The organism is Lysobacter sp. cf310 (assembly GCF_900114355.1).
Classification (GTDB): Bacteria; Pseudomonadota; Gammaproteobacteria; order Xanthomonadales; family Xanthomonadaceae; genus Lysobacter.
In genome coordinates, this window is record NZ_FOSS01000001.1 from 308,641 (window position 1) to 328,092 (window position 19,452).

Sequence of the window (19,452 nt, forward strand, 5' to 3'; positions counted from 1 at the left end):
GTCCCCGAGCGTATGCGGTTTCCCCCCTTCAGCGAAAGGCTTGGGCATCCCGGCCGGCCTTACGAAGAAGGCCCGCGCATTGCTGCGCGGGCCGTTCGGGGAAATCGCTTAGTGCTCGACGTCTCGCCAGTACTCGCTCTTGAGCAGGTAGGCGAGGAAGGTGAACACCGCCAGGAACAGGATCACCCAAACGCCGAGACTTTCGCGCTTGAGGGCGGCCGGTTCGCCGGCGTACTCGAGGAATGCGGTGATATCGCGCACCGACTGGTTGAACTGCTCCGGCTCGAGCGTGCCGGGATTGCCGGCCTCGAACTTGGTGAAGCACTTGCCGTCGATTTCGCTGGTGCCGTGCGGGCACTCCATGATCGGCTTGCCCTTCTCGTCCTTCTTTTCGCCGAACAGGCCGTGCGCCGGCTCCTTGTCGGTGAACTTCGGGGTCTGGGTGCCCTGCATCTGCCACAGCGGGTTGGGCATCGAGGCGTTCGGGAACAGGGCGTTGTTCCAGCCCAGCGGACGCGCCTCGTCCAGGTAGAAGGACTTGAGGTAGGTGTAGATCCAATCGCTGCCGCGCACGCGCGCGATCACGCTCAGGTCCGGCGGCATCTTGCCGAACCACTGGTTTGCGTGTTCCGGAGTCAGGCTGACCTGGATCTGCTCGCCGAACTTGGCGCCGGTGAAGTTGAGGTTGGTCATCACCTCGTCTTCGGTCAGGCCCAGGTCCTCGGCGATGCGCGAGTAACGCAGGTACTTGAGCGAATGGCAGCCCGAGCAGTAGTTCATGTACAGCTGGGCACCGCGCTGCAGCGACGCGCGGTCGCCCAGGTCGGTACCGGCCTGCATCAGGTTGCCGCCGCCGGAAGCGAAGGCGGTGACCGACACGAGCATGCCGGCGGCGAAGGTGGCGAGCTTCTTCACGATGCGGTTCTTCATCAGAGGCTGGCTTGTCTTAATCATGCATCGTCACCCGTTCCGGAACCGGCTTGGTCTTGTCGAGCTTGGTCCACAGCGGCATGGTGATGAAGAAAGCGAAGTACAGGAAGGTCAGCACGCGACCGACGATGGTCTCGACCGGGTCGGTACCCGGACCGGCGCCGATCTTGCCCAGCCACACGAAGCTCAGCGCGAACACGCCCAGCAGGACCTTGGACAGCAGGCCGCGGTAGCGGTAGGACTTGACCTTGGCGCGGTCCAGCCACGGCACCAGGAACAGGATCGCGATCGCGCCGAACATCACCAGCACGCCCGACAGCTTATGCGGGATCACGCGCAGCATCGCGTAGTAAGGCGTGTAGTACCACACCGGCTTGATGTGCTCCGGCGTCACCAGGCGGTTGGCCTCGGTGAAGTTGTCGTGCTCCAGGAACCACCCGCCGAACGCCGGCGCGAAGAAGATGATGAAGGCCGCCAGGATCAGGAAGAAGCCGACGCCCACCAGGTCCTTGACCGTGTAGTACGGGTGGAACGGGATGCCGTCCTTGGGCTTGTTCGCATCCCAACGGTTGCCCTTCGGACCCTTCTTGATGTCGACGCCGTCGGGGTTGTTGGAACCGACCTCGTGCAGCGCACCCAGGTGCAGCACGACCAGCAGCAGCAGCACCAGCGGCAGCGCGATCACGTGCAGGGCGAAGAAGCGGTTAAGGGTGGCGTCGCCGGGCAGGTAGTCGCCCATGATCCACTCGGTCAGGCCGTTGCCGATCACCGGGATCGCGCCGAACAGCGAGATGATCACCTTGGCGCCCCAGAACGACATCTGGCCCCACGGCAGCACGTAGCCCATGAAGGCTTCGGCCATCAGCACCAGGTAGATCAGCATGCCCAGGATCCACACCAGCTCGCGCGGCTTCTGGTACGAGCCGTACAGCAGGCCGCGGAACATGTGCAGGTAAACGACGATGAAGAACAGCGAGGCGCCGGTGCTGTGCATGTAGCGGATCAGCCAGCCCCACTCCACGTCGCGCATGATGTATTCGACCGACGAGAACGCTTCGGCCGCGGACGGCTTGAAGTGCATCGTCAGGAAGATGCCGGTCAGGATCTGGTTGACCAGCACCAGCAGCGCCAGCGAACCGAAGTAGTACCAGACGTTGAAATTCTTCGGCGCGTAGTACTCGGTCATGTGCTTGCGATAGACCGGCATCATGCCGGGCGCGCGTGCGTTGACCCAATCCCAGACGCCGTTGGCGGTGCGGGTAATGATGTTGGACATGACTTACGCCGCTCCCTTCGGATCCACGCCGATGATGATCGTGGTGTCGTTCTCGTAGTGGTGCGGCGGCACCAGCAGATTGATCGGCGCCGGAACGCCCTGGAACACGCGGCCGGACATGTCGAAGCGCGACTTGTGGCAGGGGCAGAAGTAACCGCCCTTCCACTCCGGATCGAACGGCTCGGGACGAATCTCGGCCTTCATTTCCGGCGAGCAACCCAGGTGGGTGCACAGGCCGACCAGGACCGAGATGTCCTTCTTGATCGAGCGGAACTCGCCCTTGATGTAGCTAGGCTGCTGATCGAGGTTGGTCGACAGCGGATCGCGCAGGTGGCTGTCCAGGGTCGGCAGCGCGTCCAGGATGGCCTTGGAGCGCTTGACGATCCAGATCGGCTGACCGCGCCATTCGAAGACCAGGCGCTGGCCTTCCTCCAGGGCGCTGATATCGGCCGTCACCGGCGCACCGGCGAGCTTGGCGCGCGCGCTGGGGTTCCAGGACTTGATGAAGGGCACCGCCGCAAAACCGGCCCCGACTGCGCCGACCACTGCCGTGGTCGCCGTCAGGAACCGACGGCGGCCCGTATTGATAGGATCGTTGACCCCTTGGTTGGCCATCCGGCACTCCGCAAAGCTGCAATTCGAAGTTACGCCGCACAGCGCGCCGCCACTGGCGACTGCTCGCGGCTCAAAAGACGGGGAAGTGTAACGGAACGGTTAACGGCCCGACAATCCGCCGCTGCGGCGAAACCCGTCCGCGGACGCGGACCCGACGCCGCCGCCCCCATGCGCGACGGGCGCGCGGGGGCGCCGATCGCGCCGCGATCGTCGCGGAAAGGTCCATGCGGCGGGGATCAGCGGACCACGGGGGTGGCGCGGTAGCGCTGCGCCAGCAGGGCCACGCGCTGCACGTAGCGCTGGGTTTCGCTGTAGGGCGGCACGCCCTTGTACTTGTCGACCGCGCCCTCGCCGGCGTTGTAACCCGCCGCGGCCAGGGTCAGATCGCCGTTGAAACGCTTGAGCAGCCAGGCCAGGTACTGCACGCCGCCCTGGATGTTCTGGCCGGCGTCGAAGGCGTTGGACACCCCGAACCGGCGCGCGGTGGCCGGCATCAGCTGCATCAGGCCCTGGGCCCCGACCCGCGACAGCGCATTGGGGTTGTAGGCCGACTCGGCATGGATGATCGCGCGCACGATCGCCTCTTCGACCCCGTGCTGGCGCGCCGCCGCCGCGATTTCGTCGCGATAGGCGTCCATGTTCAGGCGGATCGAGCCGAAATTGACGCCCGGCCGCGCCGCGCAGGCGTAGCAGGTCTCCATGAAGCTGTACTTGATCGTGCGCACCGCCGAGGCGTTGGCCAGGCCCTTGGGGCGCTTGCTGGTGTAGTGGCGGACGCCGTCCTTGATATAGGAGTAGACCTGGCCCTGAACCAGGCGCGAGCTCGGCGCCGAGGGCGCGACCGGCATCGCGACGGCCGGGGCCGGCGCCGCTGCGGGCGCGCTGGCGCTGGTCGCGACCGCGGCCGGCGTGCCCATGAAGGTGGCCGGCGGATTGGAATGGATCGAGGCGGGCGAGCCCGCGACCGGGTTGGCCGAGGTGACGCTGCCGGCGCCGGCGGGCGCGCGCGGCGGCACGTAGGGCGTCGAGCGGCTGGGCCGGTACTGGCTGACCACGGTGCACTTGGCCCCGGGCACGCGCTTGCTCACGTAGCTGCGCTCGCCGCCCGCGCTGTCGCAGCGGTACACGGTGCCGGCCACGGCAGGCGCCACGGCCAGCAGGCAGACGATCCCCAGCAGTAGCGAGCCCCCCCTCATGGCGGCGAGTGTCTCCCTTCGGGCACGGGTTGCCAAGTCTTTGATTCGAAAACGTGACGGCCGCCCCCGACCGGCCCAAGGCGCTAAACTGGCGCCCCTTTCCGGCGCGGATTAACCGCCGCCCTCCCCGGACACCGCCATGACCGACACCGCCATACCCGTGCCCGACGCCGGCGCGACGCCTGCCCCGCGGGGCAAGTTGTTCATCGAGACCCACGGCTGCCAGATGAACGAGTACGACTCGGCCAAGATGGCCGACGTGCTCGCCGCCAGCGAAGGCCTGGAACTCACCACCGACGCGGCCGAGGCCGACGTCATCCTGATCAACACCTGCTCGATCCGCGAGAAGGCCCAGGAGAAGGTGTTCAGCCAGCTCGGGCGCTGGAAGCAGCACAAGCAGGGCGACCGCCCGGTCATCATCGGCGTCGGCGGCTGCGTCGCTTCGCAGGAAGGCGAAGCCATCGTCAAGCGCGCGCCCTACGTCGACCTGGTGTTCGGACCGCAGACCCTGCACCGCCTGCCCGAGCTGATCGCCGCCAAGCGCGCCACCGGCAAGCCGCAGGTCGACATCAGCTTCCCCGAGATCGAGAAGTTCGACCGCATGCCCGAGCCGCGCGCCGAGGGCCCCAGCGCCTTCGTCTCGATCATGGAGGGCTGCAGCAAGTACTGCTCGTTCTGCGTGGTGCCCTACACCCGCGGCGAGGAAGTCAGCCGCCCGTTCGAGGACGTGCTGGTCGAGGTCGCCCAGCTCGCCGCCCAGGGCGTGCGCGAGGTCAACCTGCTCGGCCAGAACGTCAATGCCTATCGCGGTCCCTACGGCGAGGACGGAGAGATCGCCGACCTCGGCCTGCTGATCCGCACCATCGCCGAGATCGACGGCATCGACCGCATCCGTTTCACCACCTCGCACCCGTTGGAGTTCAGCGACTCGCTGGTCGAGGCCTACCGCGACGTGCCGCAGCTGGCCAACTACCTGCACCTGCCGGTCCAGGCCGGCAGCGACCGCGTGCTGGCGGCGATGAAGCGCGGCTACACCGCGCTGGAGTTCAAGCAGAAGATCCGCAAGCTGCGCAGCGTCCGGCCGGACATCTCGATCTCCTCGGACTTCATCGTCGGTTTCCCCGGCGAGACCGAGGCCGATTTCGAGAAGACCATGAAGCTGATCGAGGACGTCGGCTTCGACCAGTCGTTCTCCTTCATCTACTCGCGCCGCCCCGGCACGCCCGCGGCCGACCTCGAGGACGCCGTCAGCGACGCCGAGAAGCACGCGCGCCTGTCGCGCCTGCAGGCCACCATCAACGCCAACGCGATGCGCATCTCGCAGGCCATGGTCGGCAGCGTCCAGACCGTGCTGGTGGAAGGCCCCTCGCGCAAGGACCCCAACGAGCTCACCGGCAAGACCGAGAACATGCGCTCGGTGAACTTCGCCGCGCCGGCGCGCCTGATCGGGCAGTTCGTCGACGTGGTCATCACCGATGCCCTGTCCAACTCGCTGCGCGGACGCGTGCTGACCGAACAGGACCGCGACGCCGCCTGAGCTTTCGGAGAACCGCATGGACCGCGACTTCAACATCCGCGAGATCGGCCCGGACGAGTTCGACCGGCTATGGCCGATCTTCCACGAGGTGCTCGCGCGCGGCGAGAGCTACAACTATCCGGCCGAGCTGTCGCTGGAACGCGCGCGCGAAATGTGGACCGCCCCACCCTACCGCTGCTTCGTCGCCGAGGGCGACGATGGCGAGACCCTGGGCGGCTACAAGCTCGGCCCCAACTACGCCGGCCGCGGCGACCACGTCGCCAACGCCAGCTACATGGTGGCCGAGCGCTGCTGGGGCCAGGGCGTGGGCTCGGCGCTGTGCGAGCACTCGCTGGCGCAGGCTCGCCAGGCCGGCTACATGGCCATGCAGTTCAACTACGTGGTCAGCAGCAACGCCGCCGCCGTGCATCTGTGGCTCAAGCACGGCTTCCAGATCGTCGGCCAGATCCCCGGCGCCTTCCGCCACGTCAGCCTGGGCCTGGTCGACGTGTACGTGATGCACCGCCTGCTGTGAGGCGGCGCGTCGCCGCGCCGCCGATGCGCTAGACCATGAAGCCCAGATCGCGGCTCGGGTAGTTGCGCAGGTTCGGGAAGATCAGGTCCAGCTCCGAATCGCCCACGCCGAACCAGCGCGCCAGGGTCGCCGCGTACTGATCCACCGAGGTGGTCGGGATGATCTGGCCCCAGCCGGCGTCGTCCGGGCCCTCGTTCTGCAGGGTCGGCATGCGCCCGTAGAAGCGCCCGCCGCGCACCGCACCGCCGACCGCGAAATGATGGCTGCCCCAGCCGTGGTCGGAGCCGTCGCCGTTGGACGACAGCGTGCGGCCGAAGTCCGAGGCGGTGAAGGCGGTGACGTTGTTGGCCACGCCCAGCTCGACCGTGGACTGGTAGAACGCGGTCATCGCCTGCGACAGCTGCGACAGCAACTCCGGCTGCTCGGCCAGCAGTCGGTCGTGGTGATCGAAGCCGCCCATCGACACGAAGTAAACCTGCCGTTTCAGCCCCAGCACGCTGCGCACCTTGATCAGCCGCGCGACCATCTTCAGCTGGCCGGCCAGGTCGTTGTCGGGGAACACCGTGGTCAGCGGCGTCGAGGTCTCCAGCGCGGTGTACACCGCTTCGGCGTTCTCGCGCGCGCGCCGGAACGCGTCGGCATAACTGCGCTCGAACACGTGACCCTGCGTGCCCTGCTGCATCAGCCCCAGCATGGCCTCGCGGGTATCGCCGTCCCATTCGAAATAACTGAACCTGCGCGGGCCGTCGGCGCCGATCACGTACTGACTGCCGCTTTGCGCGCGGTGCAGGATGCTCTCGAAGTTCAGGGCGATGTTCATCGGGATGAAGGCGCCGGGGTTGGCGTCGTGCAGCAGGTCGGCGATGCGACCGCCCCAGCCCAGGCCGCTGCCGTCGTTGGCGCGCGAGATCTGCCAGTACGACTGCTGGTCGTTGTGCGAGAACAGCTGCGGCGGCACGTCGGCGCCGCCGGCCTGGTACTGGGCCTTGGTCACCGGCCGCACCAGGGTGCCGACGTTGCCCAGGATCGCCGCGCGGCCGTTGTTGAACAGGCCTTGCAGGCCGCTCATGCCGATCGCGTCGTTGCCGTTGGTGGAGGCCTGCAGGCCGTAGTCGGCGCCGTCGGAGGCGCCGCCGCCGACTTGCGGCGTCAGCGCCAGCAGCTGCGCCTGCGGCACCGCCAGGGTCGCGCGCGCGGTGGCGTAGCGCTGGTAATGGGTGCTGCTGCGCGGCACCACCATGTTCAAGCCGTCGTTGCCGCCGAACAGGAACACGCACACCAGCGCCTTGTAGTCGGAGAACGCGTTCGGGCCGTAGGCGCGGGTCGCCGACTCCAGCAGGCGCAGATTGCCGCGCGCCGAGTACAGTCCGGCGCCGCCCAGGCCCGCGAGGATGGCCCGGCTCAGAAAGTCGCGACGGTTCATGCTTCGTCTCCTCGTGCGTTCATTTCTGCACCACGTATTCGGGCGAGTTGACGATGATGTACAGCGCTTCCTGGATCCGCACGCGACGCTCTTCGTCGTTGCCGGCCGGCATGCCGTTCAAGCGATGCAGCAGCACGCCGCGCATGCGCGTGGACATCTGCCCCGACAGGAACAGGGTGTTGTAGCGCTGGATCAGGTCGGCCGGACGCGTGGCGTAGGGCATGTCGTCGGTCAGGTCGATCGCGACCTCGTGCGGGCTCAGGTCCGGCGCGCCGACGAACACCTCGTAGATCTTGGCGCCGAAGTAGCCCTCGGTGCCGGGCATCTGGTAATCGGTGGCCAGCTGCATTTCCGGCACCGCCAGCCCCAGTTGCGCGGGCTCGCCGATGGGCGAATAGCTCGGGCTGAAGAAGTTGAACACCGACGGCGAGGACAGCGGCGCCTGGCCCATGCCGTAGCCGATGGTCCAGAACTCGTCCATGAAGCCCGACTCCGAGCGCGCCTTGGTCGCGCGCCACACATGGGTCAGGCGCAACAGGGGCTCGCGCACCTTGCCGAAGTGGGCCGGGCGTTGGTTCGGATCGCGCGCTTCCGGATCCAGCAGGATGGCCTTGACCACCGCCTTCATGTCGCCGCGCACGCCCTGGCCGTTGTCGTTGAAGCGCGCCGCCACCCGGCCGACGTAGGCGGGGCTGGGATTGCTGGTGACCAGACGCTGGATCAGCTGGCGGCCGATGTAGGGACCGACGTTCGGGTGCTGGAAGATGTTGTCCAGCGCCGCGCGCAGATCGGTGGGACCGTCGCCGCCGGCCGGCAGCACGCCGCCGGCCAGGGCCACGCCCGGGTACACCAGCAACTGCTTGGCCTGCGCCGAGGCGTGGTAGGCGGCGTGGTTCTGCATCGGCTTGATCCAGGCCGGTGCGTCGGAGTCGTAGTAGTAGCAGTCGAACTCGCGGCAGCCGTTGAAGGTCCAGCCGGTGAACACGTGGGCGAAGCCCTTGACCGTGTCCTGGTTGTAGGTCGGCACGGTGCGGCCGTTCTCCAGCAACGGCGTGCCGTCGGGATTCAGCCGCAACAGGCCGACGCTGAACAGTTGCAGCACCTCGCGTGCGTAGTTCTCGTCGGGGCGGATGTTGCGCGCCGGGTCGGGCTTCTGGTTCTGCATCATCGACAGGTAGATGCCCATCGCCGGATGCAGGGTCACGTCCTCCAGCAGTTGCCGGAAATTGCCGAAGGCGCCGCGCGCGAGGGTGTCGTAGTAATCGGTGACCCCGTGCGGCGCATTGCCGAGCAGGTCCGAATTGGCGTCGGACACCACCAGGATCTCGCTGAGCGCGAACGCCACGCGCTGGCGCAACTGGTCGCGGTGCACGAGCTGCGGGTCGAAGGGATCGCGCCCGCCCAGCGCATGCAGGAACCAGGCGTCCATGCGCCACTCGCGACGCAGGTCGCCGCCGGTCGCGGCGCTGGCGGCGTTGAGGAATCGCAGCTGCGACGACAGCGGCAAGCTCGCCTGCTCATCGATCCAGCCCGAGTAGCCCAGTTGCTGGACGCGGTCGATATCGGCCCAGGTCGGACCGAACGTGGCCTGGGCCAGGAAGTTCGCGGCGTCGGCGTCGCCGATCACCAATTGCGCCGGCAGCGGTTTGGATTTCGGCGGCGCCGGCTTGGTCGCGTTCGCGACGGCCTTCGGCGCGGGCGGCGGAGACAGCGCGCGCCACCAGCGATCGGGAACCGATACCACACCCAGCACCAGCAGCAGCACCAACAGACGCGGCCAGACGGTCGCCCATCCTGCGCGCAATGCGATCCATCTCATGCAGCCGCCCCCTTCGCTGATGGGCGGTGATGCTAGCGCGCCGGCATATTCGGATTCTTGATAGCACGCACAGTAATCGATGCGCGCGCGCGTCGGATCGACTTGATCGGAGACCGCGGTCGCGGTAGCCATGCCGCGTTCGCATCGCGACGGTATCGCCAGTCGCACGCGCGCCAAGATCGGCATACAACCAGCGCCGACGACGTCGCCTATTCGCGTACGCATCCACCGATGTCCGGCATCGCATCGACATCGCGGCACGCGGCGACAGGCCGGCTGCGGCGCGTGAACCCGAGCTGTCCGCGTCGTTAACTATAAATTAACAACATTTCCGGCGCGGCCATGCTGCGGGCCGCGAGGGTGCTAGAACACATCCACCCCACCCCTCCGCGGTTCTAAGGAAGAGACGCCATGAGCAGGAACGCATTTGTGAGGAACGCAATGCTGTCGATCGCAGTGACGCTGGCGCTGTCCACCGGCACGGCCTGGGCCCAGCAACAAGACGCGGCGCGCGCCACCCAGTACGCGGGCGCCGCCTTCGACGCCAAGAGCGCCGCCGCCGATCCCGCCGCCGAGGTCGATCCGGCGTCCAAGAGCATCAGCAGCAAGGGCGTGACCTCCACCAAGCCGGACGCCAACGCCCAGACCGCCGAGCCCGCGCCCCAGAGCGTCAGCGAACCAGGCGTCGCCGCCAGCAAGCCGCGACACGATCAGGCCATCGAAATCCAGCCGGCATCCAAGAGCATCAGAGAAAAGGGCGTGAACTCGACCAAGTCGCGCCGCAACGAATGAGCCATCGCTCTCGCTAGCGCAAGCGGACGCCGGGTCGGCGTCCGCTTGCCGGCGATGCTGCCGCTTCAATCCAGCCGCTTGCGGAAGCGCAGGATCGCCAGCGTCATCATCACCGCGATGAAGGCCAGCAGCGCCAGCACGTCCGGCCACAGTTCCCACAACGGCGCGCCGCGCAGCATCACACCGCGGATCAGGCGCAGGAAGTGGGTCAGCGGCAGCACCTCGGCCAGCCATTGCACGACTTTGGGCATGCCCGCGAACGGGAACATGAAACCCGACAGCAGGATCGAGGGCAGGAACACGAAGAAGGTCATCTGCATGGCCTGGAACTGCGACTGCGCCTTGGTCGAGATCAGCAGGCCCAGGCTTAGGTTGGCGATGATCAGCAGGATCGCGGCCCAGTAGGCGTCCAGCACGCTGCCGCGGATCGGCACCTCGAACAGCCACAGGCCCAGCAGCAGCACCAGAGTGGTCTGGATCAGGCCGATGCCGGCGTAAGGCAGCACCTTGCCGACCATCAGCTCGCTGCGGCTGAGCGGGGTGGCGATCAGCAGTTCCATGTTGCCGCGCTCGCGTTCGCGCACCACCGCCACCGCGGTGAACATCACCATGGTCATGGTCAGGATGATGCCGATCAGGCCGGGCACGATATTGATCGCCGAACGCCGCTCGGGGTTGTAGAACGCGACCACGCCGATCTGGCCGCCGCCCTGCCCCGGGCCCGCGCGCAGCGGGCGGTCGTTGCTGGTCGGGGCCGAGTTCAGGGGCAGTTGCGCCAGCTGCGAGGCCGCGGCCTGGACGGTGGTGTCGCTGCCGTCCACCAGCACCTGCACCGCTTCGCGGCCCTCGTAGCGACGACGCTCGAAATCGGGCGGAATCACCACGCCGATGCTGATCTCGCCGCGGCGCAAATGCTGCATCAGTTCCTCGGGCGTGCGCGCGGCGACGGTTGGCGCGATCACCCCGGTGGCGACCATGTCCATGACCAGCGCGCGCGAAGCGGCGGTGTTGGCCTGGTCGGCCACGCCGGTCTCCAGGCCGCGCAGATTGAGGTTGATCGCGTAGCCGAACAGCACCAGCTGCATCACCGGGATGCCCACGATCATCGCCAGGGTGACCCGGTCGCGGCGCATCTGCCGCAGCTCCTTCAATACGATCGCGAACAGGCGGCGCAGGTTCATGCGGCACGCTCCTTGGCCGCGTCCTGTTCGCGGCCGCGGGTGGCCGAGACGAACACGTCCTCCAGGTTGGCTTGCGAGGGCGCGACCTCGGCCTCGATGCCGGCCTTGGCCAGCACCTCGCGCAGGCGCGCGGCGGTGTCGCCGTCGCGGTCGGCGAGTACGCGCAGGCTGTTGCCGATCTGGGCGACGCTGAGCACGCCCGGCACCTTGACCAGGGCCTGCTGCGCGCGTCGCGGCTGCGGCGCCAGCACTTCCACGGTGCGCCCGGCGAGCTCGCCGGTGAGTTCCAGCGGGGTGCCGTCGGCCACCAGCACGCCGCGGTCGAGGATGGCGATGCGATGGCAGCGCTCGGCCTCGTCCATGTAGTGGGTGGACACCAGCAAGGTGGTGCCGGCGTCGGCCAGGTCGAACAGCTTCTCCCAGAAGTCGCGCCGCGATTCCGGATCGACCGCGCTGGTGGGTTCGTCCAGGAACAGCAGTTCGGGTTTCTGGATCACCGCGCCGGCCAGGGCCAGGCGCTGCTTCTGGCCGCCGCTCATGGTGCCGGCCAGCTGTTTCTGACGATCCTGGAAGTGGTACTGCTCGACCAGCTCGTCGATGCGCTGGCGCGCCTGCGCACGCGGGATGTCCTGCACCGCGGCCAGGAACTCCAGATTCTCGCGCACGGTGAGGTCCTCGAACAGCGAGAACTTCTGGGTCATGTAGCCGATCCGCTTGCGCAGCGCCTCGGCCTGTTCGGGGATGCGCAGGCCCAGCACTTCGATGTCGCCGGCGCTGGGCGTGAGCAGGCCGCAGAGCATGCGGATGGTGGTCGACTTGCCCGAGCCGTTCGGGCCGAGGAAGCCGTACACATGCGCGCGCGGCACGGTCAGGTCGACGCGGTTCACCGCGGTCAGGGCGCCGAATTGCTTGGTCAGGCCGCGCGCGCGGATCGCCGGCTCGCCGGCCGGACCGGCGTGCTCGCCTGCGGCGGCGGTCGCGGCGTCGGCGCTCATGGCCGGCGCTCGCTGGCTTGGCTCGGTTCGGCGCGCACCGGTTCGGAGCGGGCCGGGTCGAACTCCACCCGCACCGGCAGCCCCGCCGGCAGATCGGCGGCATCGCGCGCGGTCAGCTCGATTTCGGCCAGGTAGCTCAGGCGCGCGGCGTCCTCGCCGGTCAGGGCGTAGTAGGGCGTGAAGTTGGGATCGCTGCGGATCGCGCGCACGCGTCCGGCGAATGCCTGTTCGCGGCCGTCGACGTAGACCCGCGCGCCCTGGCCGATGCGCACGTTGGCGCGGATCGGCTCGGGCACGTAGACGCGCGCGTACGGCGCCGCGCCGACCAGCATCACCGCCAGCGGCGCGCCCACCGGGGCCTGGTCGCCGAGCTTGTACGGCAGGCTGTCGACCACGCCCGCGCGCGGCGCGACCACGTCCAGCTTCTGCAGCGTGACCTGTTGCGCGGCGGCTTGCGCCTGCGCCGCGGCCAGCGCGGATTCGCCCTGCGCGATCTGCTCGCTGCGGGTGCCGCGCTCGAGCTCCAGCAGGGCCGCCTGCGCCGCGCGCACCTGCGCCTCGGCATTGCCGGCGGCGGCGCGAGCGCGATCGACGTCGGAGGCGGCGACCAGCTTCTGCCGGCCCAGCGGCTGCAGGCGCGTGTAATAGGCGCGCGCATCGGCGGCCTGCGCCTGGGTCGCGCTGAGGTTGGCGCGCGCCTGGGCGATCGCCTCGCTGCGTGGACCGGCCTGCAGTTCGGCCAGGGCATCGCCGGCCTGGCGCGCCTGCGCCTGCAGGGCGTTGAGCTGCGACTGGGTGCGGCTGAGCTCGAGTCGCAGCAGGGGCGCGCCGGCGGCGACGCGCTGGCCTTCGCGCACGTCGATGCGCACGACCTTCTCGGCGGCCGGGGCCGGCAGGGTGATGCGGTCCCACTCCAGCGTGCCCAGGGCCTGCGGACGCTCGTCGCCACAGGCGGACAGAGCCAGCGCCAGCAACAGCGGCGCGCTCCAGCGGCGATGGTTCTTGGTCGGATGATTCATCGGATGACTCCGGAAACCTCGGGGTTCGATGCGCTCAGCCGCAGCCCAGGCCGCGGTCGAGCAAGGCGATGGTGTGGTCGCGCAGGGCGGCGCTGTCGAAGGTCTCGACCCCGAACACGCGCTGCCAGACCGGCGCGCCGGCGATCGGGAACAGGGTCAGGCCGACCAGCGACACCACCAGATAGCGCGGATCGAGATCGGGATTGAGCTGGCCGTCGCGCTGCGCCTGGGCGAAACGCTGCGCCATCATCTGCGGCAGCTGCGGGCCGATCTGATCGACCAGCAAATCGCGCAGGGCGCCGCCCTCGCACAGCACCTCACGGACCCATAACGAGGGGAACCAGGGGTGTTCGGCCACGGTCTCGCCGACGCCGCGCACGAAGGCGGCGATCAGGCGCGCGGTGTCGTCGCCGGCGGTGCGCAGGTGCCCGCTCAGGGTCGCGATCGCGGGCATCACCCGCTCCTGGATCACCGCTGCCTGCAACTGCTCCTTGTCGCCGAAGTAGTAATGCAGCAGGGCCGGATTCACCCCGGCCTCGATCGCGATGCTGCGCAGCGCGGTGGCCGCGATGCCCTGGCGGGTGTAGCAGACGATGGCCGCGTCCAGCAGGCGCGAGCGCAGGTCGGGCCCGTCGGCGACCGGACGCCCGGGGGCGCGGCGGGTGGCGGGGGTCTTGCGCGGACGGCGCGGGTTCGGGGGTTGCTCGGTGCTCATGGACTTTATTTAATTCAATGTTTAATTAGTTGACAAGCGCGAGCCGACGAACGGTCGCCAGGCGGGCCCGTCCCGGCCTTCCGGTTGACGGTGCAAGCGCGCCGGCCGGGTGGTGGCGCCCGCCCCAACCCGCGCCGATCCAACGCGCGGGCAGCGGCCCATACGCGCACCCGTCCGCGATACGGATCGCGACGCTGCAGCGACCGGCCGCGCCACGGCCATCACGGCCGCTTGGAGCGCCCGGCGCAGTGGGCCGCCCGAACGCGCAAGCCGCGCTCACGTCGCACTCGCTAAGCTCTCGCCTACCCCGCCCCGGCCTGTCCGTCGCCATGCCCAGCGCCACCACGCCCAGCCTGCTTTCGCGCGCCGCCGTCGGTTTCTGGTTCCTCGGCCTGGGCGTGCTCGGCCTGCTGCGCGGCGCGATGCGCGCGTTCCGACACGGCGCCTTCGCCGCCGACGGCGTCACCTGGTTGTGGCTGATCGGCTCGGCCTTGCTGGTGCTGGTGGGCGCGATCGCGGTGATGCGCGCGGCGCGCCGTCATCGCGCGCGCGCCAACGACTGAACACCGTCGTCGCGGGGCTTTGCGAAACCGCGCCGACGGGCGCAAGCTGATACACCGGCGCGCGATGACGCGCGCGGTCCATGGAAGACATCCGCTCCCGATGCAAGCACGTACCGCCTCCGAATTCGTCCTAGAACCGGCCGAAACCGAACGCCTGGCCAACCTCAGCGGCCCGTTCGACGGCCACCTGCGCCAGATCGAACTGCGCCTGGGCGTGGAAATCGCCAACCGCGGCAATGTGTTCCGCGTGGTCGGCCCGCAGCTCGCGGTCGGCAAGACCGAACGCCTGCTGCGCCAGCTGTGGAAAGACGCCGCCGAGGAAACCCTCGACGACGGCGCGATCCACCTCGCCCTGACCGAGTTCGACGCCGAACAACTGGTCAACGACGACATCGAACCGCAGGAAGTCGCGATCCGGGTCAAGCGCGGCACCATCCGCGGGCGCGGCACCAATCAGGCCAAGTACCTGCACGCGATCGCCACCCACGACATCAATTTCGGCATCGGCCCGGCCGGTACCGGCAAGACCTTCCTGGCCGTGGCCAGCGCGGTCGAAGCGCTGAACGAAGCGCGCGTGCAGCGCCTGATCCTGGTCCGCCCCGCGGTCGAAGCCGGCGAGAAACTCGGCTTCCTGCCCGGCGACCTGACCCAGAAGGTCGACCCCTACCTGCGCCCGCTCTACGACGCGCTCTACGAGATGCTGGGCGTGGAGAAGGTGGTCAAGCTGCTGGAAAAGAACGTGATCGAGATCGCGCCGCTGGCCTATATGCGCGGACGCACGCTTAACGATGCCTATGTGATCCTCGACGAAGCGCAGAACACCACGATCGAGCAGATGAAGATGTTCCTGACCCGCATCGGTTACGGCAGCACCGCCGTCGTCACCGGCGACCTCACCCAGATCGACCTGCCCAAGCACATGAAGTCCGGGCTCAAGGACGCGCTGGACGTGCTGCGCAACGTCAACGGCATCAGCTTCACCTTCTTCGAGGCGCGCGACGTGGTCCGGCATCCGCTGGTGTCGCGCATCGTCACCGCGTACGAAGCCCGCGACGCCCAGGATGCCCAGACCGGCCCGTCCGCCTGATCCGCCCCACACCCATTCCGACACAGCGATGACCAAAGGCCCCGTCCGTCTCGATGTCGCGATCAGCTACGCGGTCCCGCGCACCGGTATTCCGGCCGCGGTGAGTTTCCGTCGCTGGGTCGCGGCCGCGCTCGACAGCCGCATCCGCGAAGCCGACCTGGCGATCCGCATCGTCGGCAGCAAGGAAGGCCGCGCGCTCAACCGCCACTACCGCGGCCGCGACTACGCGACCAACGTGCTCAGCTTCCCGGCCGAAGTGCCCGAGGGCCTGCCCAAGGGCGTCAAGTTCCCGCTGCTGGGCGACCTGGTGATCTGCGCCCCGGTGGTCGCGCGCGAGGCGCGCGAGCAGAAGAAGGCGCTGGCCGCGCATTACGCCCACCTCACCGTCCACGGCGCCCTGCACCTGCTGGGCTGGGACCACGAGGACGAGCGCGAGGCCGAGTGCATGGAGCAACTGGAACGCGAAATCCTGGCGGGGCTGGGGATCGCGGATCCCTACCTGGAAGATTGAGCCGCAGCGGCGCGCCGCATCGCCATCGCGCTCGATCCGGCAACGACGAATTGCGCGCTACGCGGCGCCCATGGCCGCCGCACGATAGGCCGGGACCGTGCCGGCCTGTCGCTGGAACGAGCATGACGCCGCAAGCCGGCGCCACGCCGCTCGCGCTTACTCCGCCTGCGCCTTCACCACCTCGCCGTAGTTCAACTCGCGCACGCCGACCTCGATCTTCTTGAGGTCGCCGACCACGATCCACACCAGTTCGTCGGGCTTGACCGTCTTGCCCGCGCGCGCGAGCGCGTCGGCGTCCAGCGCGCGCAGGCGCTGGGCGTAGTCGTAGTAGTACTCCGGCGCGCGGCCGGTGTTGGCGACGTCGGTGGCCGCGGCGACCAGCGAGTCCAGGGTCTCGAAGCGGCCCGGCAAACGCGCGACCTGGCTGCGCATGATGCTGTCGTACTCCTCGCCCACCAGCGGCCGCGCACCGGCGACGCCGCGGATTTCCTTGAGCACCTCGACCATGGATTCCTTGGTCTTGTCGGTCTGCACCGGCGCGATCACGGTGAAGGCGCGCGGACCGCGCACGCCGGACACGCCGCCCGAGGTGCCGTAGGACCAATGCTTCTCCAGGCGCAGGTTGCGGTTGAGGCGCGAGGTCGCCATGCCGCCGAAGTTGCGCATCACCGTTTCCAGCGCCAGATCGTCGTCGCCGGCGCCGGTCGGCCCCAGGTGCGCGGCCAGGATCACCGATTGCGGCGCATCCGGCCGATCGATCAGCACCACCTTGCCGCGACCGGGCGAGCTCGGCGCGCTCAGCCGCTTGCTCGGCGCGGCGCCGCCCTGCCAGTGGCCGAAGGCGCGCTCCAGCTCGGGCTTGAGCGCATCCAGGGTGACGTCGCCGGCGACGATCAGGGTCGCGTTGCCGGGAACGAACCAGCGCGCATGCCAGGCCTGCAACGCCGAGCGCGGCAGCGCCGAGATCGTCGCGGCCTGGCCGAGGCTGCCGCCGGCGTTGCCGTAGGCATGACCGGGCCCGTACAGCAGCGGCGGCAAAGTGCGGGTGGCGGCGCCGGTGGGGCTGGCGCGCTGCTGCTCGATCGCGGCCAGCTGCTGCTTGCGCTGGATCTCGACCATGTCCTCGGGGAAGGCCGGATTGCGCGCCACGTCGGCCAGCAGATCCAGCGAACCGCCCAGGTTCGGGCGCAGCGCGGTCAGATAGACCAGGGACTGGTCCAGCGAATTGCCGACATTCAAGGTCGCGCCAAGCGCGTCGCGCTCGTCGGCCAGGCGGAAGGCGTCGCGCGTGGTCGTGCCCTTGAGCAGCAGATCCAGAGCGAAGCGCGAGGTGCCCGGCGCATCGGCGGGATCGGCGCCGACGCCGGCGTCCACCGCCAGCGCCACGCTCACCAGCGGCGCGGAGTGACGCTCCAGCAGCATCACCTTGAGGCCGTTGGACAGGGTCGTGCGCTGCAGCTTGGGGAAGTCGACCTGCGGCGGCGCGCCCAGCGCGGGCAACTGCTTGCGGTCGAAGCCGTCGCGCCCTGCGCTGAGCTCGGGCATCGGCGCCACGGTCAAGGTAGCGTGGTGACGGCCCAGCCACTCGCGTGCCGTCGCCTGCACCTCCTTCGGGCTCAGCGCGGACAAATCGCGCAGCCGGCGCAGATAGGCCTCGGGGTCGCCGAAGTAGGTCGCGCTTTCGGCCAGCACGTCGGAACGTCCGCCGAAGCCGCCCAGGCGCTGGCTGTTGCGCGCGAAGTCGGCCAGGTAGCGGCTGCGCGCGCGCTGCAGGTCCGGTGCGGCCGGCCCCTGCGCGATCAGGCGCGCGAGCACGGCATCCAGCTCGCGCTCGGCCTCGGCCGGATCCACGCCCGGCTTGACGTCGACGCTGACGATGAAGGTGCTGGTCAGCTGCTTGTCCCACACCGAGGCCGACACGCCGGTGGCGAGCTTGCGCTCGAACACCAGCTGCCGGTTCAAGGGCGCGCTTTCGCTGCCGGCCAGCACGCTGGCGAACAGCTCCATGGCATGGGTCTGGCGCTCGCCCATCGGCGGCAGGTGCCAGGCGCGGTAGATGCGGTGCTGCGGCACGCGGTCCTGCACGCTGTCGCGCAGGTCCTGCTCCAGCACCGGCACCCAGGCCTGCACGCGCGACAGTGGCGGGCCGGGCGGAATCGCGCCGAAGTACTTGGTCGCCAGCGCGCGCGCCTGTTCGACGGTGATGTCGCCGGCCAGCGCGAGCACGGCGTTGTTGGGGCCGTAATAGGTCGCGTACCACTGCTTGATGTCGTCGAGCTTGGCCGCCTGCAGGTCTTCCATGCTGCCGATGGTCGGCCAGCTGTAGGGATGCGAGTACGGATAGATCAACTGCACCATGCGGTCGAACACCCGCCCATAAGGCTGGTTCTCGCCCTGGCGCTTCTCGTTCTGGACCACGCCGCGCTCGCGTTCGAGCATGTCCTGGTTGATGTTGCCGGCCAGGAAGCCCATGCGGTCGGCCTCCAGGTACAGCGTGCGCTCCAGGCCCGAGACCGGCACGTCCTCGAAGAAGTTGGTGCGGTCGGTGTTGGTGGTGCCGTTGCGGTTGTTCGCGCCCAGGTCGTCCATGGCTTCGCGGAAGCCGTGCGGATAGTTCTGGCTGCCGTTGAAGAAGAAGTGCTCGAACAGATGAGCGAAGCCGGTGCGGCCGCGGCGCTCGTCGCGCGAACCGACGTGGTACCAGACGTTGACCGCGACCAGCGGCACGCTGTGGTCCTCGTGCACCAGCACGGTCAGGCCGTTGGGCAGGACGATGCGCTCGTGCTTGATGCGCAGGCTTTCGACGTCGGGCACGGTGGGCGCCGCCGCCTGGGCGGTGGCCGCGAACGCGGCGCTCAGCAACAGCAGGACTAGGGTTCGGCGCATGGTCGGTACCGGTGTTGGGGAACGGGAGCGGAGAGCCCGCGCACCGTCGCCCGCGCTGCCGCGCCGCGATCCGTCCACATCGTCCCCGAGCGCACGCTAGCACCGCCGCCGCATCGCCGGCCTGGGCCGAAGGACACGGGTGCGCGCTCGGATCCGAGAGGCGGGGTGGGCGTCGCTGGCTCAAACGCGCACCAAGAGAATGCCAGTCGTGCAACTAAAATCCGGCAAATATCGACACTTCGCCGCAATTAATACTTACAAACAAAACAAATAGGCACTGAATATACTCAAGTATAAAACAACACACTAAATACACACCCCGCCGAAGCGGATATTCCATACCGCCCATCGGCCTTCGCAAGTAAATAAACGCCCGCCATTGCTAGCATCCAC

16 protein-coding genes and 1 pseudogene are annotated in these 19,452 nt (G+C 68.6%); 6 read left to right on the top strand and 11 right to left on the bottom strand.

All coding sequences use genetic code 11. The features are described from left to right. Positions 1 to 108: 108 nt before the first annotated feature. The 4 genes from BMZ45_RS01375 to BMZ45_RS01390 all read right to left on the bottom strand — a co-directional run bounded on the left by BMZ45_RS01375 (position 109) and on the right by BMZ45_RS01390 (position 4,017). On the bottom strand, positions 109 to 930 hold the full coding sequence (locus BMZ45_RS01375) for a cytochrome c1 (RefSeq protein WP_091631522.1): 822 nt from the start codon (positions 928 to 930) through the stop codon (positions 109 to 111). 16 nt (positions 931 to 946) lie between these two features. Next, positions 947 to 2,206, bottom strand: coding sequence for a cytochrome b (locus BMZ45_RS01380; RefSeq protein WP_091631524.1), 1,260 nt, complete (start codon positions 2,204 to 2,206; stop codon positions 947 to 949). 3 nt (positions 2,207 to 2,209) lie between these two features. Then, positions 2,210 to 2,821, bottom strand: coding sequence for a ubiquinol-cytochrome c reductase iron-sulfur subunit (gene petA / locus BMZ45_RS01385; RefSeq protein ID WP_091631526.1), 612 nt, complete (start codon positions 2,819 to 2,821; stop codon positions 2,210 to 2,212). Between the two features lie 236 nt (positions 2,822 to 3,057). Further along, complete coding sequence (locus BMZ45_RS01390; RefSeq protein ID WP_091631527.1) at positions 3,058 to 4,017, bottom strand: lytic transglycosylase domain-containing protein; 960 nt, start codon at positions 4,015 to 4,017, stop codon at positions 3,058 to 3,060. Between the two features lie 190 nt (positions 4,018 to 4,207). Here BMZ45_RS01390 and miaB point away from each other — a divergent pair. Both miaB and BMZ45_RS01400 read left to right on the top strand, forming a co-directional pair. Next, positions 4,208 to 5,554 (top strand): annotated as a pseudogene (miaB, locus tag BMZ45_RS01395) (tRNA (N6-isopentenyl adenosine(37)-C2)-methylthiotransferase MiaB); the annotation flags it as partial. A gap of 16 nt (positions 5,555 to 5,570) precedes the next feature. After that, complete coding sequence (locus BMZ45_RS01400) at positions 5,571 to 6,068, top strand: GNAT family N-acetyltransferase (RefSeq protein WP_091631531.1); 498 nt, start codon at positions 5,571 to 5,573, stop codon at positions 6,066 to 6,068. A 28-nt stretch (positions 6,069 to 6,096) separates the two neighbouring features. Here BMZ45_RS01400 and BMZ45_RS01405 read toward each other — a convergent pair whose 3' ends face one another. Beyond that, entirely contained in the window at positions 6,097 to 7,491 is a 1,395-nt protein-coding gene (locus tag BMZ45_RS01405; RefSeq protein WP_091631533.1) for a DUF1501 domain-containing protein, read from the bottom strand. Positions 7,492 to 7,510: 19 nt separating this feature from the next. Beyond that, positions 7,511 to 9,310, bottom strand: a complete 1,800-nt coding sequence (locus BMZ45_RS01410; RefSeq protein WP_175488887.1) for a DUF1800 domain-containing protein — start codon at positions 9,308 to 9,310, stop codon at positions 7,511 to 7,513. A 441-nt stretch (positions 9,311 to 9,751) separates the two neighbouring features. On the opposite strand from BMZ45_RS01410, the gene BMZ45_RS01415 reads away from it, so the two are divergent. After that, positions 9,752 to 10,102 carry a hypothetical protein gene (locus BMZ45_RS01415; protein ID WP_091631537.1) on the top strand — a complete coding sequence of 117 codons (351 nt, stop codon included), beginning with the start codon at positions 9,752 to 9,754 and terminating at the stop codon, positions 10,100 to 10,102. 65 nt (positions 10,103 to 10,167) lie between these two features. Here BMZ45_RS01415 and BMZ45_RS01420 read toward each other — a convergent pair whose 3' ends face one another. From BMZ45_RS01420 to BMZ45_RS01435, 4 genes are read right to left on the bottom strand one after another with little or no spacing between them, the layout of a single operon-like run. Continuing rightward, positions 10,168 to 11,283 carry an ABC transporter permease gene (locus tag BMZ45_RS01420; RefSeq protein ID WP_091631539.1) on the bottom strand — a complete coding sequence of 372 codons (1,116 nt, stop codon included), beginning with the start codon at positions 11,281 to 11,283 and terminating at the stop codon, positions 10,168 to 10,170. Continuing rightward, entirely contained in the window at positions 11,280 to 12,215 is a 936-nt protein-coding gene (locus tag BMZ45_RS01425; RefSeq protein WP_091633943.1) for an ABC transporter ATP-binding protein, read from the bottom strand. The genes BMZ45_RS01420 and BMZ45_RS01425 overlap by 4 nt, the downstream gene beginning before the upstream one ends. A gap of 59 nt (positions 12,216 to 12,274) precedes the next feature. Next, positions 12,275 to 13,297, bottom strand: coding sequence for an HlyD family secretion protein (locus BMZ45_RS01430; RefSeq protein ID WP_091631540.1), 1,023 nt, complete (start codon positions 13,295 to 13,297; stop codon positions 12,275 to 12,277). A gap of 34 nt (positions 13,298 to 13,331) precedes the next feature. Beyond that, positions 13,332 to 14,012 (bottom strand): TetR/AcrR family transcriptional regulator, encoded by a 681-nt coding sequence (locus BMZ45_RS01435; RefSeq protein ID WP_091631544.1) that lies wholly within the window; start codon positions 14,010 to 14,012, stop codon positions 13,332 to 13,334. A 329-nt stretch (positions 14,013 to 14,341) separates the two neighbouring features. Between BMZ45_RS01435 and BMZ45_RS21475 the strand changes: the two genes are divergently transcribed. From BMZ45_RS21475 to ybeY, 3 genes are all read left to right on the top strand, one after another. Next, entirely contained in the window at positions 14,342 to 14,575 is a 234-nt protein-coding gene (locus BMZ45_RS21475; protein ID WP_091631546.1) for a hypothetical protein, read from the top strand. Between the two features lie 100 nt (positions 14,576 to 14,675). After that, a complete protein-coding gene (locus BMZ45_RS01445) occupies positions 14,676 to 15,662 on the top strand; it encodes a PhoH family protein (RefSeq protein WP_091631548.1) in 987 nt (328 codons plus the stop codon). 28 nt (positions 15,663 to 15,690) lie between these two features. Beyond that, entirely contained in the window at positions 15,691 to 16,173 is a 483-nt protein-coding gene (ybeY, locus tag BMZ45_RS01450; RefSeq protein ID WP_091631550.1) for an rRNA maturation RNase YbeY, read from the top strand. Between the two features lie 156 nt (positions 16,174 to 16,329). Here the strand turns inward: ybeY and BMZ45_RS01455 are convergent, their stop codons facing one another. After that, entirely contained in the window at positions 16,330 to 19,059 is a 2,730-nt protein-coding gene (locus tag BMZ45_RS01455; protein ID WP_091631552.1) for a M16 family metallopeptidase, read from the bottom strand. Positions 19,060 to 19,452: the final 393 nt, after the last annotated feature.

Coding starts and splice junctions, on each gene's coding strand:
- BMZ45_RS01410 (WP_175488887.1), bottom strand. CDS start 9,310: ATGAGATGGATCGCATTGCGCGCAGGATGGGCGACCGTCTGGCCGCGT.
- BMZ45_RS01420 (WP_091631539.1), bottom strand. CDS start 11,283: ATGAACCTGCGCCGCCTGTTCGCGATCGTATTGAAGGAGCTGCGGCAG.
- BMZ45_RS01400 (WP_091631531.1), top strand. CDS start 5,571: ATGGACCGCGACTTCAACATCCGCGAGATCGGCCCGGACGAGTTCGAC.
- BMZ45_RS01380 (WP_091631524.1), bottom strand. CDS start 2,206: ATGTCCAACATCATTACCCGCACCGCCAACGGCGTCTGGGATTGGGTC.
- BMZ45_RS01375 (WP_091631522.1), bottom strand. CDS start 930: ATGAAGAACCGCATCGTGAAGAAGCTCGCCACCTTCGCCGCCGGCATG.
- ybeY (WP_091631550.1), top strand. CDS start 15,691: ATGACCAAAGGCCCCGTCCGTCTCGATGTCGCGATCAGCTACGCGGTC.
- petA (WP_091631526.1), bottom strand. CDS start 2,821: ATGGCCAACCAAGGGGTCAACGATCCTATCAATACGGGCCGCCGTCGG.
- BMZ45_RS01455 (WP_091631552.1), bottom strand. CDS start 19,059: ATGCGCCGAACCCTAGTCCTGCTGTTGCTGAGCGCCGCGTTCGCGGCC.
- BMZ45_RS01405 (WP_091631533.1), bottom strand. CDS start 7,491: ATGAACCGTCGCGACTTTCTGAGCCGGGCCATCCTCGCGGGCCTGGGC.
- BMZ45_RS01415 (WP_091631537.1), top strand. CDS start 9,752: ATGCTGTCGATCGCAGTGACGCTGGCGCTGTCCACCGGCACGGCCTGG.
- BMZ45_RS01445 (WP_091631548.1), top strand. CDS start 14,676: ATGCAAGCACGTACCGCCTCCGAATTCGTCCTAGAACCGGCCGAAACC.
- BMZ45_RS01435 (WP_091631544.1), bottom strand. CDS start 14,012: ATGAGCACCGAGCAACCCCCGAACCCGCGCCGTCCGCGCAAGACCCCC.
- BMZ45_RS01430 (WP_091631540.1), bottom strand. CDS start 13,297: ATGAATCATCCGACCAAGAACCATCGCCGCTGGAGCGCGCCGCTGTTG.
- BMZ45_RS21475 (WP_091631546.1), top strand. CDS start 14,342: ATGCCCAGCGCCACCACGCCCAGCCTGCTTTCGCGCGCCGCCGTCGGT.
- BMZ45_RS01390 (WP_091631527.1), bottom strand. CDS start 4,017: ATGAGGGGGGGCTCGCTACTGCTGGGGATCGTCTGCCTGCTGGCCGTG.